Genomic DNA, 16393 nt, shown 5'->3' with positions numbered 1-16393 from the left:
GGGTGGTTGTGGGCGGCCCCCCGCGGGGGGGGGGGCTCGTGGCCGTGGACCGCCCGGGGGGCGGGGCCATACCCCCCGGCGGCGCCTTTGAGGACGCGCCCGCAGGGCGTTCGCCGCCGCAGGCGGCTCCGACAGACGCGCCGCGTCCGGCAACGCGGCAACGACAGACCCGCAGCCGAAACCCGCAAGCCAGGGCGCTAGCCCGTCGGCAGGCCGGCCGCGCCCAGCAGGTACGCCGTCATCGGGTCGTAGAACCGCGGGTCGGTGACGTGGTCGTCGATGGGCACCGCCACCTGCAGCGTGCCCTCGGATTCGGCGAGGAAGAGGGCCGGGTCGTTGGAGTCCGCGTACCCGACCGCGTCGATGCCGCGCTGTGCCGCGCAGCCCGCCCAGCCGTGGTCGGCCACGACCAGCTCGGGCAGCTGCCGCCCCTCGCGCGCGAGACCGTCGAGGATCGCGGCCATCGGGGCGGGGGAGTGGGTGTGCCAGAGCGTCGCGCCGCGCTCGAAGACGGCCACGTCGGCGAACTGGAAGACGTAGCCCTCGTCGGCCGTCAGCCCGCCCGGGATGACCATGATCTCGCAGCCCGTCATCCGCAGTGCCGCGGCCGTCGCCCGGTGCACGTCCAGCAGCCCGCCCGGGTGGCCGGTCGCGAACAGCACCCGCTTGCGGCTCTCCGCGGCCTTGCGCAGCACCGTGGCCATGCGCTCCAGGGCGTCGACCGTCAGCTCCGGGTCGATGGTGTCCTGGCCGGACCGGTGGGCCAGGTCGTCGCTGACGCCGCAGCGCTCGGCCATGACGGCCAGGACGTCCTGCTCGTCGGTCCAGCGGTCGCCGAGCTCCAGCCCCAGCCAGTAGTGGCGGTCACCGGCCGCGAGCTTGCGGTAGTGGTCGAGGTTGTTCTCGCGCGGGGTCGCCACGGCCCCGGCGATCCGGGTGCGGACGAGGTGGTCGATCAGTTCTGCGCGGGTGGGTATCGGCATACGGCTCATTCTCTCCCCCGAGTGGCGCGCGCTGGACGTGGTGTCCATATGGCGGAGCCGGTTCCTCAATTACGTACATGTGCGGAATCCGTCGCCCTGCCTACCCTCGGGTACGTCCGTCGCCGCCGCCCCGGCGTTGTTCCGACCGTAACGCGTCCGTGATTTCGAGAGGCCCTCGCATGAACACCCCCGCCCCCCGTGACCCGCGCGGACCCGTCGACTCCTCCCGCATCCCGCGCTACGCCGGCCCGGCGACCTTCGCCCGCCTGCCGCGCCTGGACGAGGTCGGCGCCGCCGACGTCGCCGTCGTCGGCGTCCCCTTCGACAGCGGCGTCTCCTACCGGCCCGGCGCCCGCTTCGGCGGCAACGCCATCCGCGAGGCGTCCCGGCTGCTGCGCCCGTACAACCCGGCGCAGGACGCCTCCCCCTTCGCGCTGGCGCAGGTCGCGGACGCCGGGGACATCGCGGCGAACCCGTTCAACATCAACGAGGCCGTCGACACCATCGAGGCCGCGGCCGACGACCTGCTGGGCACCGGCGCCCGCCTGATGACCCTGGGCGGCGACCACACCATCGCGCTGCCCCTGCTGCGCTCCGTCGCCAAGAAGCACGGCCCGGTCGCCCTGCTGCACTTCGACGCGCACCTGGACACCTGGGACACCTACTTCGGTGCCGAGTACACCCACGGCACGCCGTTCCGCCGGGCCGTGGAGGAGGGCATCCTCGACACCGAGGCGCTCTCCCACGTCGGCACCCGCGGTCCGCTCTACGGCAAGAAGGACCTGGACGACGACGCGAAGATGGGCTTCGGCATCGTCACCTCGGCGGACGTCATGCGCCGCGGCGTCGACGAGGTGGCCGACCAGCTCCGCCAGCGCATCGGGAACCGCCCGCTGTACATCTCCATCGACATCGACGTCCTGGACCCCGCCCACGCCCCCGGCACCGGCACCCCCGAGGCCGGCGGCCTGACCTCCCGCGAGCTGCTGGAGATCATCCGCGGGCTGTCGGACTGCAACCTGGTCTCGGCGGACGTGGTCGAGGTGGCCCCGGCCTACGACCACGCCGAGCTCACCTCGGTGGCGGCGTCCCACACGGCGTACGAGCTCACCACGATCATGTCCCGGCAGATCGCGGCCGCGCGCGGCTGACGCCGAGGGGGCCGCAGGCCCCTTTTGCGGCCCACCACACCCGCGGGTGTGGGGGACCTTGTCCCGCGGTTCCCCGCGCTCCTCCGGGGCGCGGCCCCCGGCCCGTCCCGCCCGTCAAGGCCGCGTCAGGCCGGGGCCGCCGGGCGACAAGGCCCCGTAAGGAAGCGCCCGCGGGGCGGGCCGGAGACGGTTGGCTGAGGTGATCGTTCCACCTCTCCGTCGAAGGCCGTCCCGCTGATGCTGCACCTGGTCCCCGAACAGGACACCGCCCCGCAGGGCCCGGCACCGGCCCGGGCCGCGCGACGCCGCCGCCGGCAGGTGGCCGGCGGCGCGATCGACCCCAAGCAGCTGATCACGTCCCTCCCGGACGCCGTCCGCAAGCTGCACCCCCGGGTGATGGTCCGCAACCCGGTGATGTTCGTCGTCGAGGTCGGCGCCGTCCTCACCACGCTCTCCGCGGTGCTGGCCCCGTCCGTCTTCGCCTGGCTGATCAGCGGCTGGCTCTGGCTCACCGTCGTCTTCGCCAATCTCGCCGAGGCCGTCGCCGAGGGCCGGGGCAAGGCCCAGGCGGAGAGCCTGCGGCGCACCCGCGGCGCCCTCGTCGCCCGGCGCCTGCGGACCTGGCGCGTCGGCATCGACCGGCGCGACTGGGACGAGCAGCGCGTCCCCGCCGCCGACCTGCGGCCGCAGGACTTCGTCGTGGTCGAGGCGGGCGGCGTCGTCCCCGGCGACGGCGAGGTCGTCGAGGGGGTCGCCGCGGTCGACGAGTCGGCCGTCACCGGCGAGTCCGCGCCGGTGATCCGCGAGGCCGGCGGCGACCGTTCCGGCGTCACCGGCGGCACCACGGTGCTCTCGGACCGGATCGTCGTGCGGATCACCTCCCGGCCCGGCCACACCTTCCTGGACCGCATGATCGCGCTGGTCGAGGGCACCACCCGGCAGAAGACCCCCAACGAGCTGGCCCTGAACATCCTGCTCGCCTGCCTCACCGTGATCTTCATCCTGGCCGTGGTCTCGCTCCAGCCCATGGCCGCCTGGGCGGGCGCCTCGCAGACGATCACCGTGCTCGTCGCCCTGCTGGTGACCCTCATCCCGACGACCATCGGGGCGCTGCTGTCCGCGATCGGCATCGCCGGCATGGACCGGCTCGTCCAGCGCAACGTCCTGGCCCTGTCGGGCCGCGCCGTCGAGGCCGCGGGCGACGTCAACACCCTGCTCCTGGACAAGACCGGCACCATCACCCTCGGCGACCGGCAGGCCGCCTCCTTCGTCCCCGTCCAGGGCGTCACCCAGGAGCTCCTGGCCGACGCCGCCCAGCTCGCCTCGCTCGCCGACGAGACCCCCGAAGGCCGTTCGGTCGTCGCCCTCTCCCAGCGGTACGGGATCCAGCACACCGACGCCGACTTCACCCACGGCCGGTTCGTGCCCTTCTCGGCGCAGACGAGGATGAGCGGGGCCGACTTCGCCTTCCGGGACGACTTCTGCCGCATCCGCAAGGGCGCGGGCGCCGCCGTCACCGACTGGGTCCTCCGGCGCGGCGGCCGGGTGCCCGCCGAGGCCGGGTGGATCACCGACTCCATCGCGGCCGGGGGCGGAACCCCGCTGCTCGTCGCCGTCGAGGACCGCGGGGGCGCCCGGGTGCTGGGCGCCGTCCACCTCAAGGACGTCGTCAAACCCGGCATCGCCGAGCGCTTCGCCGACCTGCGCGCCATGGGCATCAAGACCGTGATGATCACCGGAGACAACCCGCTGACGGCCAGGGCCATCGCCGAGGAGGCGGGTGTCGACGACTTCCTGGCCGAGGCCACCCCCGAGGACAAGCTCGCCCGGATCCGGCAGGAGCAGGCGGGCGGCAACCTCGTCGCGATGACCGGCGACGGCACCAACGACGCGCCCGCGCTGGCCCAGGCCGACGTCGGCGTCGCGATGAACACCGGCACCTCGGCCGCCAAGGAGGCCGGGAACATGGTGGACCTGGACTCCAACCCCACCAAACTCATCGAGATCGTCGAGGTCGGCAAGCAGCTCCTCATCACCCGCGGCGCCCTCACCACCTTCTCCATCTGCAACGACGTCGCCAAGTACTTCGCGATCGTCCCCGCGATGTTCAGCGGCGTGGCCGGCTACGAGGGCCTGGAGAAGCTCAACATCATGGGCCTGCACAGCTCGACGTCCGCCATCGCCTCGGCGATCGTCTTCAACGCTCTGGTGATCGTCGCCCTGATCCCGCTCGCCCTGCGCGGCGTGCGCTACGCGCCCTCCTCCGCCCACGCGCTGCTGCGCCGCAACCTGCGGGTGTACGGGCTGGGCGGCCTCGTCGCGCCGTTCCTCGGCATCAAGCTCATCGACCTGCTGATCCAGTTCGTCCCGGGCATCTGACGGGGTGTGACCGCGCGTCCTCCCGACCGGCCCCGGACCGACCGCCCGAATTCCCCGGAACTCAACTCTCCTTGTCACAACGGGCTCTACTGTCGATCGAAGCCGATCCTGCTTGATCCCGCTCGATCCCGCTCGATCCGAGGAGGGCCCTCCATGCGCATCAGACCCGTGCTCGCCGCCACGACCGCCGCCCTGGCGCTCGCCACCTGCCTGACCGCCGCCGGCACCGCCACCGCCCGGGCGCACGGAAGCGCCGCGAGCTGCTCCCCGTCCACCCGGATAGCCGGGTTCGGCGACGGCCTTGACAAGACGACCTTCCAGGGCGCCTTCGTGGGCAACCTCTCCGCCCTCGCCGTCGACCGGGACGGCACCGTCGCCGCCCTCTCCGACCGCTCCCAGCTCTTCTCCCTCGACGTGCGCCACGGGCGCCGGGGCCCCGCCGCGACGCCCGCCGGCCTCGTGCAGCTCGCCGACGAGAAGGGCGCCGCGCTCGACTCCGAAGGGCTCGTCGTCGACCGCGACGGCACCCGGCTCGTCACCTCCGAGACCGAGCCGTCCGTCCGCCGCTACGACCGCGCCGGCAAGCTCCTGGGCAGCATTCCCGTGCCGGACGCCCTGCGGGTCGCCCCGGCCGGGCGGGCCGCGCCCAACGACACCTTCGAGGGCCTGACGCTCCAGCCCGGCGGCCGCACCCTGATCGCCTCCATGGAGGGCCCGCTCACCGGCGACGGGCCGGCCGCCGACGGCCGCCCCCTCGTCCGCTTCCAGACCTGGGAGCGCCGCGGCGCCGGGGAATTCCGCCCGGCCCGCCAGTACGCCTACCCGGCCGACAAGGGCCTGGGCGTCGCCGAGACCACCGCCACCGGCGACGGCCGCCTCCTGGTCCTCGAACGCGGCTTCACGGCCGGTGTGGGCAACACCGTGCGCCTCTACCTCGCCGACCCCCGCGGCGCGAGCGACGTGAGCGCCACCCCGGCGCTGCCCGGCGGCCCCGGTGTCCGGCCCGTCCGCAAGACGCTGCTCGCCGACATCGGCGCCTGCCCGTCCCTCGGCGCGACCGCCCGGCAGCCGCAGCCCAACCCCCTCCTGGACAACATCGAGGGCCTCGCCGTCACCGGCCGCGACGCCGCGGGCCGCCTGCGCGTTCTGCTGGTGAGCGACGACAACCAGAACCCCAAGCAGATCACTCGCCTCTACTCCCTGACCGTGCGCTTGCCGCGCCAGTCCTAGGGGGTGACCGGAGGGCCGTCCTTGCCGCCTGCGGCGGCGAGCGGTACCGCCCACGGCGCGTCCGGCTTTTTGCCGCCTGAGGACGCGCCCGCAGGGCGCTCGGCGCACCACCGCGCAGCGTGGCGCGCCCCCTGACCCCCCGGGCAGGCCGCGGTCCGCACGCCCTGTACTGCCTCCGCCGCGCGCCCCTACTTTGTTGCGATGGGATGAAAATCGCAGCCCAGAGCGTTGGGGCCTTCCGTTAGCACGGTGACGGTGGGGACAGACGGAGGTCTCGGTGGCGGCGAAGGACACAACCGGCCAAGGATGGGCCAGGCGGCTCGCACGGCACTGCTGGCAATACCGGCGCACCGTGCTGCTCGCCCTCGGGTCCTCGCTCGCCGGCATGGCCGTCATGGCCCTCGTCCCCCTGATCACCAAGCTGATCATCGACGACGTCATAGGCGACGGCGACCGCCCGCTGGCCCCCTGGGCCGGCCTCCTCATAGGTGCCGCGGTCGTCGTCTACGGCCTGACCTACCTCCGCCGGTATTACGGCGGACGGCTCGCGCTCGACGTGCAGCACGACCTGCGGACCGCGATGTTCGCCTCCATCGCCCGCCTGGACGGCAGGCGGCAGGACGAACTCTCCACCGGCCAGGTCGTCGGCCGCGGCACCACCGACCTCCAGCTCGTCCAGAGCCTGCTGTTCATGCTGCCGATGATGATCGGGAACATCCTCCTCTTCGCCATCTCCCTCGTCGTCATGGCGGCGCTCTCCCCGCTGCTCACGCTCATCGCACTCGCCGTGGCCCCCGCCCTGTGGTTCCTCGCCCTGCGCAGCCGCACCAAGCTCTTCCCCGCCACCTGGTACGCCCAGGGACAGGCCGCCGCCGTCGCGGGCGTCGTGGACGGCGCCGTCACCGGCGTGCGCGTCGTCAAGGGCTTCGGGCAGGAGGCCCAGGAGGCCGGCAAGCTCCGCGAGGTCAGCCGCCGCCTCTTCGCCGGGCGCCTGCGCACCGTGCGCCTCAACTCCCGCTACACCCCCGCCCTCCAGGCCGTCCCCTCCCTCGGCCAGGTGGCCATGCTCGCGGTCGGCGGCTGGATGGCCACGCGCGGCCAGATCACCCTCGGCACCTTCGTCGCCTTCTCCACCTACCTCGCCCAGCTCGTCGGCCCGGTCCGGATGCTCACCATGGTGCTCACCGTCGGCCAGCAGGCCCGCGCCGGCGTCGAGCGCGTCTACGAACTCATCGACACCGAGCCGGTCGTCCGCGAGCGCCCCGACGCCCGCCCCCTGCCCGAGGACGCGCCCGCCACCGTCGAATTCGACAGCGTGACCTTCGGCTACGACCCCGAGCGGCCCGTCCTCGACGGCTTCTCACTGCGCGTCGAACCCGGCGAGACCGTCGCCGTCGTCGGCGCGTCCGGCAGCGGCAAGTCCACCGTCTCGCTGCTGCTGCCGCGCTTCTACGACGTCTCCGGCGGCGCGGTCCGCGTCGGCGGCCACGACGTGCGCGACCTGACGCTGCCCTCGCTGCGCGCCGCCATCGGGCTGGTCCCCGAGGACAGCTTCCTGTTCTCCGACAGCATCCGCGACAACATCGCCTACGGGCACCCGGACGCCACCGACGAGCAGGTCCGGGCCGCGGCCCGCGCCGCCCAGGCAGACGACTTCATCTCCCGCCTCCCCGACGGCTACGACACCGCCGTCGGCGAACAGGGCCTGACCCTCTCCGGCGGCCAGCGCCAGCGCATCGCCCTCGCCCGCGCCATCCTCACCGACCCCCGGCTGCTGCTGCTCGACGACGCGACCTCCGCCGTCGACGCCCGCGTCGAACACGAGATCCACGAGGCGCTGCGCGGCGTCATGGCGGGCCGCACGACGCTGCTCATCGCCCACCGCGCGTCCACCCTGGCGCTCGCCGACCGGATCGCCGTCCTCGACGGCGGCCGCCTCGTCGACATCGGCACGGCCGAGGAGCTGGAGGGCCGCTCCGCGCGCTACCGCGCCCTGCTGACCGACCCCGAGGAACTGGCGGGCGTCCGCAGGGACCCCGCGGGCCTCGCGGGCTCCTTCGGCGGCGAGGCGTCCGCCACCGGCCTGGCCGAGCGGCCGGCCGTCACCGAAGCCCTCGCCGGGCCCCCGGCCGCGCCCGGTCACCGCAAGCACACCACGGTCAACGGCGTCACCCCCGCGCTGTGGGTGCGCGAGAAGACCGCGGACACCGGTGACGTGGCCGGGATGCCCGCCACGCCGGAACTGCTCGCCCAGGTGGCCGCGCTGCCCCCGGCCACCGACGTCCCCGGCATCGACGAGGAGCGCGCCGCACAGCCGGAGCAGGAGTACGGCCTGCGCCGGCTCCTGCGCGGCTTCGGGGCGCCCCTGGCCCTGAGCCTGCTGCTGGTGACGATCGACGCGGTCGCCGGCCTGCTGCTGCCCGTGCTGATCCGGCACGGCATCGACTCGGGCGTCCAGCGCCTGGCGCTCGGCGCGGTATGGGTCGCCTCCGGGCTCGCCCTGCTCGTGGTCCTCGCCCAGTGGGCCGCCCAGATCGCCGAGATGCGGCTGACGGGACGGACGGGCGAGCGGGTGCTCTACGCGCTCCGGGTGAAGATCTTCGCGCAGCTCCAGCGGCTCGGTCTCGACTACTACGAGCGGGAGCTCACCGGCAAGATCATGACCCGGATGACGACGGACGTCGACGCCCTGTCGTCCTTCCTCCAGACCGGGCTGATCACCGCCGCCGTCTCCGTCCTCACCTTCTTCGGCATCCTCGTCGCCCTCGTCGTCATCGACGCCGGGCTGTCCCTCGTCGTCCTCGCGACCCTGCCCCTGCTCGTCATCGGCACGGTCGTCTTCCGGCGCAAGAGCGTCCAGGCGTACGAGCTCGCCCGCGAGCGCGTCGGGCTCGTCAACGCCGATCTCCAGGAAGGCGTCGCCGGGCTGCGGATCGTGCAGGCGTTCGGCCGCGAGGCGGCCGGTGCCCGCCGGTTCGCCGAGCGCAGCGACGCCTACCGGCAGGCGCGGGTGCGCGGCCAGTGGCTGATCTCCGTCTACTTCCCCTTCGTGCAGCTCCTGTCGTCCGTCGCGGCGGCGGCCGTGCTGATCGTGGGCGCCGGCCGGGTGGGCGCCGGCACGCTGACGGCGGGCGCCCTGGTGGCCTACCTGCTCTACATCGACCTGTTCTTCGCGCCCGTGCAGCAGCTCTCCCAGGTCTTCGACGGCTACCAGCAGGCCACCGTCTCCCTCGGCCGGGTGCAGGGGCTGCTGCGCGAGCCGACGACGACTCCGGTGGCCGAGAAGCCGCGCCCGGTGCGGGCGCTGGACGGCGAGATCGTCTTCGACGGCGTGCGGTTCCACTACGGCGACGGCGAGGAGGCGCTGTCGGGCGTCGACCTGCGGGTGCCCGCCGGTCAGACGGTGGCGTTCGTCGGCGAGACCGGGGCGGGCAAGTCCACGCTGGTCAAGCTGGTGGCCCGGTTCTACGACCCGTCCGCCGGCGCCGTCCGCGTCGACGGCCACGACCTGCGCGAGCTGGACCCCACGGACTACCGGCACCGGCTCGGCGTCGTCCCCCAGGAGCCCTACCTCTTCCCCGGCACGGTCCGGGACGCCATCGCCTACGGGCGCCCGGACGCCTCGGACGCCGAGGTCGAGGCCGCGGCGCGGGCCGTGGGTGCCCACGCGATGGTCGCGACCCTGGACGGCGGCTACCTGCACCCGGTCACCGAGCGCGGCCGCAACCTCTCCGCCGGCCAGCGGCAGTTGATCGCCCTGGCCCGCGCGGAGCTCGTCGACCCGGACATCCTCCTGCTGGACGAGGCCACCGCGGCCCTGGACCTGGCCACCGAGGCCCTCGTCAACGAGGCCACCGACCGGCTGGCCGGCCGGCGCACGACCCTGGTCGTCGCCCACCGGCTGACCACGGCCGCCCGCGCGGACCGGGTGGTGGTCCTGGACCGCGGCGCGGTCGTGGAGGACGGCACCCACGAGCAGCTGCTGGCCCGCGACGGGCACTACGCGCGGCTGTGGCGGACGTTCACGGGAGAGGCCGTTCCCGCGTAGGGGGAGATGTCGTAGGTTGACCCTCTGCACAAGCAAGATCAAGAACGGGGACCCATGCGCAAGCTCACCTACTTCATCGGCATGACCATCGACGGCTGCATCGCGGGGCCGGACGACGAGTTCGAGTTCATGGTGGCGCACTCCGCCCTCGACGCGGACTACTCCGCCGCCCTCGTCGCCGCCTACCCCGACGCGATGCCCACCCCGGCGCGGCCGTACGTCGGGCTCGGCCCCGACAACCGGGACTTCGACACCGTGCTCATGGGGCGCGGCAGCTACGAGCCGGGCCTGAAGCAGGGCATGACCAGCCCGTACGCCCACCTCGAGCAGTACGTGGTGTCGAAGTCCCTCACCACGAGCCCCGACCCCGGCGTCACCGTCTTCTCCGGCGACCCGGTGGAGCTCGTCCGTGAGCTCAAGGCGCGCGAGGGCAAGGGCATCTACCTGTGCGGCGGCGGCAACCTCGCCGGTCAGCTGCGCGACGAGATCGACGAACTGGTCGTGAAGATCTACCCGTTCGTCGCCGGCAACGGCATCCGGCTGTTCGACGCGGAGTTCTCGCCGGAGCAGTACGAGCTGAAGGAGTCGCGGACCTTCAAGAACGGCGTGCTCCTCGTCCGGTACGCCAAGCCGGCCGGCTGACGGTTCGCGCCCGAAGGGGCGCGGGGAACTGCGCGGCCGGCCGCAACGGGCTCGCAAGTGACGTACCCGACGCCCCGCGGAGCGCATGGCCGGCCGAAAGGTCTGGTGCAGTTGCTGTACCCCCAGGTAGGTTCGCGGCGAACTGTGCGAACCCAGGGGAGGGCGAATGCGCAAGGCGCTCAGAGGGATGCTGGCGCTGGCGGTGCTGACAGGCACCGTCGGCGTCGGCGGCGCGACGGCGGGGACGGCCGCTGCGGCCACCGAGCCGGACATCAAGGCACGCATCCTGAGCATTCCGGGGATGAGTTTCGTCGAGGAGAAGCCCTATGAGGGCTACCGCTACCTCGTGCTCAACTACGAGCAGCCGGTCGACCACCGCAACCCGGCCAAGGGGACGTTCAAGCAGCGCTTCACCCTGCTGAACAAGTCCACGGACCGGCCGACGGTGTTCTTCACCTCCGGCTACAACGTCAACACCAACCCCAGCCGCAGCGAGCCCACCCGGATCGTCGACGGCAACCAGGTCTCCATGGAGTACCGTTTCTTCACCCCGTCGCGGCCCCAGCCCGCCGACTGGTCCAAGCTCGACATCTGGCAGGCGGCCAGTGACCAGCACCGCCTCTACCAGGCGCTCAAGCCCGTCTACAACAAGAACTGGCTGGCCACCGGCGGCAGCAAGGGCGGGATGACGGCGACGTACTACCGCCGCTTCTACCCCGACGACATGAACGGCACCGTCGCCTACGTCGCGCCCAACGACGTGAACAACACCGAGGACTCGGCCTACGACCGGTTCTTCGCGAACGTCGGCGACCAGGCGTGCCGCAAGCAGCTGAACTCGGTGCAGCGCGAGGCGCTCGTCCGCCGCGACGAGATCGTCGGGCGCTACCAGAAGTGGGCCGACGAGAACGGCAAGACCTTCAAGGTCGTGGGCAGCGCCGACAAGGCGTACGAGAACGTGGTCATGGACCTCGTCTGGGCCTACTGGCAGTACCACCTGCAGAGCGACTGCGCGACGTCCGTGCCCGCGACCAACGCCTCCACCGATGACCTCTACAAGTTCATCGACACCATCTCGGGCTTCGACGGCTACACCGACCAGGGCCTGGAACGGTTCACCCCGTACTACTACCAGGCGGGCACCGAGCTCGGCGCCCCCAGCTTCAAGACCCCGCACCTCAAGGGCCTGCTGCGCTACCCCGGGATCTACAGCCCGCGGAACTACGTGTCGCGCGACATCCCGATGAAGTTCCGCCACAACGCCATGGCGGACATCGACCGCTGGGTGCGCAACGACAGCGAGCGGATGCTCTTCGTCTACGGGCAGAACGACCCGTGGAGCGGCGAGCCGTTCCAGCTCGGCCGCAACGCCGAGAAGCGTGACGACTACCGCTTCTACGCGCCCGGCGCCAACCACGGCGCGAACATCTCCCAGCTCGTCGCCGACGAGCGGGCCAAGGCCACGGCCGAGGTCCTGGAGTGGGCCGGGGTCACCCCCGCGACCGTGAAGAAGGACGAGTCGAAGGCCAAGCCGCTGGCGCCCTACGACGCGAAGCTGGACCGCTCGATCGTCGAGCGGCAGCAGAGCCTGCGCCCGTAACGCCCCCGGGCTCCGGCGCATTTCACCGAAGGCGGCGGGCGCACCCCACGGGTGCCCCGCCGCCCACGTGTACGTACAGGTCGGTCGAGCGCGGGCACTCGGAGCGCGCTCCGGCCCCGGCCGTCACCCGGTACTCCGGCGGGTGGGCCCCCGAGCCGTCGCAGGCGGTCTCCTTCACCAGGCCGTCCCGCTCGGTGTACACGCAGTCGCCCGGCACCGTCAGCGGGCCGCCGCCCATCCCCGGGTCGCCCGGGTGCGGGGGCTGGAGATTGCGCATGCAGGCGTACCCCTCGGGCGCGCTGCGCTCCTCCGAGGTGCCCTGGTCGACGGCGGCGACGTGCAGGACGAGATCGGTGGCGGCCGGGCAGCGCGGGCCCTGCGCCCGTGGGCCGTTGTAGCGGGCGAGGACCCGGGCGGTGGCCCGCTCGCTCAGGCAGTCGACCTCGGTGAAGGGCCCGTCCTCGCGGCCGGCGCACTCGCCGCGCGCCAGGAACGTCCCGCCCGGCGGGGAGGGCGTCCCCACGGGCACGGCCGCCGGTCCGGCCCCGTCCGGGACCGCGGTCCCGCACCCCGCGAGCGCGGTGAGCCCGGTGAGCGCGACCAGTGTGAGCAGCGCCGTCGGCAGCGCGCGATGGCGCATGGTGTCCCCCGTCGTCTCTCTCGTCCCCCTGAGCGCTCCAGCGTGGCTGCCCAGGACCGGCGCACACCAGGCGTACCGGGCGCGTCGCAGCGGATGAAAGTGGGTGTGTGCGGGGCGTGCGCCCGTCTCCCGCGCGCCCGGTGGCGGATGTCGGCGCCGCTCGGGGGAGAGGGGGGCGGCAGCACGGCCGTTGGACGGCGGGTCGGTCGGAGGGGTTCCCCGCGGAGCGCGCGGGTCAGGTGCGCGCGCGCCGCTTCCCGCCGAGCCGCGCGGGGAGCCGACGGGTCAGCAGGCGGGCACGCGGGGCGAGCCGCCGGGCCATCGCGAAGACGGACTCAGTGCGGGAGCGGTCGGCGTCCAGCACGGTGAAGAGGTTGACGCCGAGGTAGAAGGTGATCGCCGCGTTGGCCAGATCGCGCGGCGGGGTGAGCCGGGCCAGCGGGGAGCCCCCGATGACGCGCTCCAGGGTCGCCTCGATGAACGCCATCCACGGCTCGGCCCGGGTCCTGATCTCCTCGCGGAGCTCGGGCTTGGCGACGGCGGCGGCCACGAGCTCGGCGAACAGCGTGAGGTGGCCGGCGTCGAGGTCGTGCCGGTAGACGCGGGTGCCGGCCACGACGAGGTCCTCAAGCGTGCGGCAGTCCGCCACGGCTTCGGTGAGGACGGCCATCCGCTCGGCGGAGGACTGGTCGAGCGCGGCGAACAGCAGCGGGTCGACCCCGCCGAAGTGGTAGAAGACCAGCGCCGAGTTGACCCCGGCCTCCTTGGCGATGGTCCGGGCGCTGGACTTGTTGTACCCCTGCGTCCTGAGCACGGTGCCGGCCGCGCTGATCAGTCGTTCCTTGGTGTCCACCGTCATGTACGAGCCCTCTCCCGAGGCTGCATCATACGGTTTGATCAGCTGGTCTAAGCGACCGATCAACGTCGTGCTCCGGCCACTGTTCGAGCAGCGTGCGGACGGTTTCCGTGATCGCCGGGCGGCGGGAGGCCCCGGTGCGCCACACCGCGAACAACCGCCGCACGGGCATGGGTTCGAGGGGGATCGCGAGCACGCCCTCCGGGAGCGGGCCGCTGCCCAGGCGGGGCATGAGGGCGATGCCCAGGCCGGCGGCGACGAGCGCCACCTGGGTGTGGTACTCGGCGGCCTGGTGGGCCAGGTCCGGCTCGTGCCCGGAGGCGCGCAGGGTCCGTACGAGCCAGTCGTGACAGACCGTGCCCGGCGGCTGGCAGATCCAGCGCCGCCCCGCCAGGTCACCGCGGTCGAGCACCTCCCGCCCGGCCAGCGGATGCCCCTCGGGGACGAGTACGTCGCACCGGTCGTCCCCGATCACCACCCGCTCCAGCCCCTCCGGCGCGGGCAGCGGCGCGATGTCCCAGTCGTGCGTGACGGCCAGGTCGAGCACCCCCTGCGCGACCAGGTCCACCGACAGGTGCGGATCCACCTCCACCAGCCGGGTGTCCAGGGCCGGGTGCTCCCGGGCGAGCCGGGCCAGCGCCCCCGGCAGCAGGCCGCGCGCCGCGGTGGCGAAGGCCCCGACGACCAGCCGCCCCGCCGGCAGCCCCCGCCGCTCCTCCAGCTCCGTCTCCGCCCGCTCGACCAGCGCCAGCAACTGCTGCGCCGTCGCCGCCAGCCCGCGGGCCGCGTCCGTGAGGACCACCCCGCGGCCCCGGCGCTCCAGCAGCGTCGTGCGGGTCTCCCGCTCCAGCTTGGTCACGGCCTGCGAGACGGCCGACGGGGTGTAGCCCAGCGCGACGGCGGCGGCGCTGACCGACCCGTGGACGGAGACGGCGTGCAGCGCCCGCAGCCGGGACAGATCCAGCATGGTCGAGACCTCCGACGCAGTGGTGCCGATGCAGTGCAGTGGATTCAGTGATGCCGATTCAGTGATGCCGATTCAGTGATGCCAATTCAGTGTTGCTGAATCCCATCATGAAGGAATGTGAGCTGGTGCTACAGAGTCCGGGCGGCAAGGCTTGATCACATGCGCCCGATGCACATCGCTCTCGCCGTCCTCGTCGCCGCCGTATGGGGCGTCAACTTCATCGTCATCGACGTGGGCCTCGACCACTTCCCACCCCTGCTCTTCTGCGCCCTGAGATTCCTCGCGGCGGCCGTGCCCGCCGTCTTCCTGGTGGGCGGACCGCCGGTGCGGTGGCGGTGGATCATCGCCGTCGGACTGGTCCTCGGGGTGGGGAAGTTCGGGCTGCTGTTCGTCGGCATGCACCAGGGCATGCCCGCCGGGCTGGCCTCGCTGGTGCTCCAGGCCCAGGCGGTCTTCACCGCGCTCCTCGCCATGGCGACCCTGGGGGAACGGCCCGGCCGCACCCGCCTGCTGGGCATGGCGGTGGCCCTGGCGGGCATCGCGCTCGCCGCGGTCGACGAGGGCGCGTCCGGACCGCTCCTCGGCTTCTCCCTCACCCTCGCCGCCGCGGCCTTCTGGGGCGTCTCCAACGTCCTGACCCGCAAGGCCGCGCCCGCCGACGCCCTGCGGTTCACGGTCTGGCTCAGCGTCGTCCCGGTGCTGCCGCTGCTGCTGCTCTCGCTGCTCTTCGAAGGCCCGGACGCCGACGCCGCGGCCCTGCGCTCCCTCGACCTGAGCGGCCTCGGCGCCCTGCTCTTCGTCGCCTGGGTCTCCACCGTCCTCGGCTTCGGCGCCTGGGGGTTCCTGCTGCGCACCTACGACGCCTCCGTCGTCGCCCCGTTCTCCCTGCTGGTGCCCGTCTTCGGCATGTCCTCGGCCGGGCTCCTGCTGGGCGAGGGCGTGAGCGTCCTGCGGTGGTGCTCGGCGGCGCTGCTGGTGGGCGGGATCGCCCTGACCTCCCTGACGGCGCTCAGCCGGCCCCGGAACCGGCGAGCAGGCCCAGCAGGTACTCCCGCCCCGGCCCCGCCAGCTGCCCGAAATCGGCCGCCTGCGGATGCCAGCGCTTCTCGTACTCCCAGCACAGCCAGCCGTCCCAGCCCTCGCGGCTGAGCTGCCGCACGCACTCGGACAGCGGCAGCACCCCCGAGCCGAGCGGCAGCGGAGCCACGTCCTCCGCCGAGGCGACGTCCTTCACCTGCACATAGCCCAGGTGCGGGGCCAGCGCCGGGAAGGTGAGGGCCGGCTCCTCGCCGCCGAGCCAGGTGTGCAGCACGTCCCACACCGCCCCCACGTTCGGGTGCCCCACGGGCCCCAGGATCCTCGCCGCGTCCTGTGCGCGGCGGTGCGAGTCGTGGGTCTCCAGGACGATGTGGACCCCGAGGTCCGCGGCGAGCGGCGCGAGGGCCCCCAGCCGGCGGGCGGCCGTCGCGTCGGCCTCCCCGGCCGGCCGGTCACCCCCGCCGGGGAACACCCGCGCGTACCGGGCGCCCAGGTCCCCGGCGAGCCGCACCAGCGCGTCCAGCTCCGCGAGCACCACCTCGTCCGGCTCCGGGGCGGCCACCTGGGCGTACCCGGCCACGGCGAGGATCTCCACCCCCGCCGCCGCGAACTCCCCGGCGGCCGCGGCCCGCTCCGCCGCCCCGATGCCGGGGTGCACGGGCTCCTCCGGGTGCGCCCTCAGTTCGACGCCGTCATAGCCGTGCGTGCGGGCGAGCCGCACCACCTCCGACAGGGGTCGACCGGGCATGCCGAGCGTGGAAAAAGCCAGTTTCATGAGGACCGGGTTCCCCGGAGGCGGGCGGGAAATGCTTCCTCTACGGCAGAAGGGGGTGACCGCCACGGGAGCCACCAGGCAGAC

At 73.2% G+C, this 16393-nt stretch carries 11 protein-coding genes and 1 pseudogene; 7 read left to right on the top strand and 5 right to left on the bottom strand.

Translation table 11 applies throughout. The features are described from left to right. Positions 1-197: 197 nt before the first annotated feature. Positions 198-983 (bottom strand): phosphatase, encoded by a 786-nt coding sequence (locus ABZ951_RS06620; protein WP_344092604.1) that lies wholly within the window; start codon positions 981-983, stop codon positions 198-200. Positions 984-1162: 179 nt separating this feature from the next. On the opposite strand from ABZ951_RS06620, the gene speB reads away from it, so the two are divergent. From speB to ABZ951_RS06590, 6 genes are all read left to right on the top strand, one after another. Further along, complete coding sequence (speB, locus tag ABZ951_RS06615; protein WP_344092606.1) at positions 1163-2134, top strand: agmatinase; 972 nt, start codon at positions 1163-1165, stop codon at positions 2132-2134. Between the two features lie 237 nt (positions 2135-2371). Next, a complete protein-coding gene (gene kdpB / locus ABZ951_RS06610; RefSeq protein WP_344092608.1) occupies positions 2372-4513 on the top strand; it encodes a potassium-transporting ATPase subunit KdpB in 2142 nt (713 codons plus the stop codon). Positions 4514-4666: 153 nt separating this feature from the next. After that, a complete protein-coding gene (locus ABZ951_RS06605) occupies positions 4667-5743 on the top strand; it encodes an esterase-like activity of phytase family protein (protein ID WP_344092611.1) in 1077 nt (358 codons plus the stop codon). Positions 5744-6020: 277 nt separating this feature from the next. Then, the gene (locus ABZ951_RS06600; RefSeq protein ID WP_344092613.1) at positions 6021-9791 is read left to right on the top strand and encodes an ABC transporter ATP-binding protein; all 3771 of its coding nucleotides are present in this window, start codon (positions 6021-6023) and stop codon (positions 9789-9791) included. A 54-nt stretch (positions 9792-9845) separates the two neighbouring features. Beyond that, positions 9846-10433, top strand: a complete 588-nt coding sequence (locus tag ABZ951_RS06595; protein ID WP_344092615.1) for a dihydrofolate reductase family protein — start codon at positions 9846-9848, stop codon at positions 10431-10433. A 166-nt stretch (positions 10434-10599) separates the two neighbouring features. After that, positions 10600-12033, top strand: a complete 1434-nt coding sequence (locus ABZ951_RS06590; protein ID WP_344092617.1) for a S28 family serine protease — start codon at positions 10600-10602, stop codon at positions 12031-12033. Between the two features lie 22 nt (positions 12034-12055). Here ABZ951_RS06590 and ABZ951_RS06585 read toward each other — a convergent pair whose 3' ends face one another. The 3 genes from ABZ951_RS06585 to ABZ951_RS06575 all read right to left on the bottom strand — a co-directional run bounded on the left by ABZ951_RS06585 (position 12056) and on the right by ABZ951_RS06575 (position 14496). After that, entirely contained in the window at positions 12056-12673 is a 618-nt protein-coding gene (locus ABZ951_RS06585; protein ID WP_344092620.1) for a hypothetical protein, read from the bottom strand. 235 nt (positions 12674-12908) lie between these two features. Beyond that, positions 12909-13532 (bottom strand): TetR/AcrR family transcriptional regulator, encoded by a 624-nt coding sequence (locus ABZ951_RS06580; protein WP_344092622.1) that lies wholly within the window; start codon positions 13530-13532, stop codon positions 12909-12911. Positions 13533-13557: 25 nt separating this feature from the next. Beyond that, positions 13558-14496 (bottom strand): LysR family transcriptional regulator, encoded by a 939-nt coding sequence (locus ABZ951_RS06575; protein WP_344092624.1) that lies wholly within the window; start codon positions 14494-14496, stop codon positions 13558-13560. Between the two features lie 159 nt (positions 14497-14655). Here ABZ951_RS06575 and ABZ951_RS06570 point away from each other — a divergent pair, with 159 nt between their 5' ends. Then, complete coding sequence (locus ABZ951_RS06570) at positions 14656-15645, top strand: EamA family transporter (protein ID WP_344092627.1); 990 nt, start codon at positions 14656-14658, stop codon at positions 15643-15645. Here the strand turns inward: ABZ951_RS06570 and ABZ951_RS06565 are convergent. Continuing rightward, positions 15527-16309: pseudogene (locus ABZ951_RS06565) on the bottom strand (sugar phosphate isomerase/epimerase family protein); the annotation flags it as partial. The gene ABZ951_RS06570 and the pseudogene ABZ951_RS06565 sit on opposite strands and share 119 nt — an antisense overlap. Positions 16310-16393 lie beyond the last annotated feature (84 nt).

The organism is Streptomyces sp. NPDC046215, from assembly GCF_040646215.1.
In the GTDB taxonomy this organism is placed as follows: Bacteria; Actinomycetota; Actinomycetes; order Streptomycetales; family Streptomycetaceae; genus Streptomyces; species Streptomyces stramineus.
This window is presented reverse-complemented; position numbering and strand designations above follow the sequence as displayed.

What these genes read in the sequence shown, in the direction of transcription:
- ABZ951_RS06620 (WP_344092604.1), bottom strand. Translation starts at nt 983, where the DNA reads ATGCCGATACCCACCCGCGCAGAACTGATCGACCACCTCGTCCGCACC.
- ABZ951_RS06590 (WP_344092617.1), top strand. Translation starts at nt 10,600, where the DNA reads ATGCGCAAGGCGCTCAGAGGGATGCTGGCGCTGGCGGTGCTGACAGGC.
- ABZ951_RS06570 (WP_344092627.1), top strand. Translation starts at nt 14,656, where the DNA reads ATGCGCCCGATGCACATCGCTCTCGCCGTCCTCGTCGCCGCCGTATGG.
- ABZ951_RS06585 (WP_344092620.1), bottom strand. Translation starts at nt 12,673, where the DNA reads ATGCGCCATCGCGCGCTGCCGACGGCGCTGCTCACACTGGTCGCGCTC.
- speB (WP_344092606.1), top strand. Translation starts at nt 1,163, where the DNA reads ATGAACACCCCCGCCCCCCGTGACCCGCGCGGACCCGTCGACTCCTCC.
- ABZ951_RS06575 (WP_344092624.1), bottom strand. Translation starts at nt 14,496, where the DNA reads ATGCTGGATCTGTCCCGGCTGCGGGCGCTGCACGCCGTCTCCGTCCAC.
- ABZ951_RS06580 (WP_344092622.1), bottom strand. Translation starts at nt 13,532, where the DNA reads ATGACGGTGGACACCAAGGAACGACTGATCAGCGCGGCCGGCACCGTG.
- ABZ951_RS06595 (WP_344092615.1), top strand. Translation starts at nt 9,846, where the DNA reads ATGCGCAAGCTCACCTACTTCATCGGCATGACCATCGACGGCTGCATC.
- ABZ951_RS06605 (WP_344092611.1), top strand. Translation starts at nt 4,667, where the DNA reads ATGCGCATCAGACCCGTGCTCGCCGCCACGACCGCCGCCCTGGCGCTC.
- kdpB (WP_344092608.1), top strand. Translation starts at nt 2,372, where the DNA reads ATGCTGCACCTGGTCCCCGAACAGGACACCGCCCCGCAGGGCCCGGCA.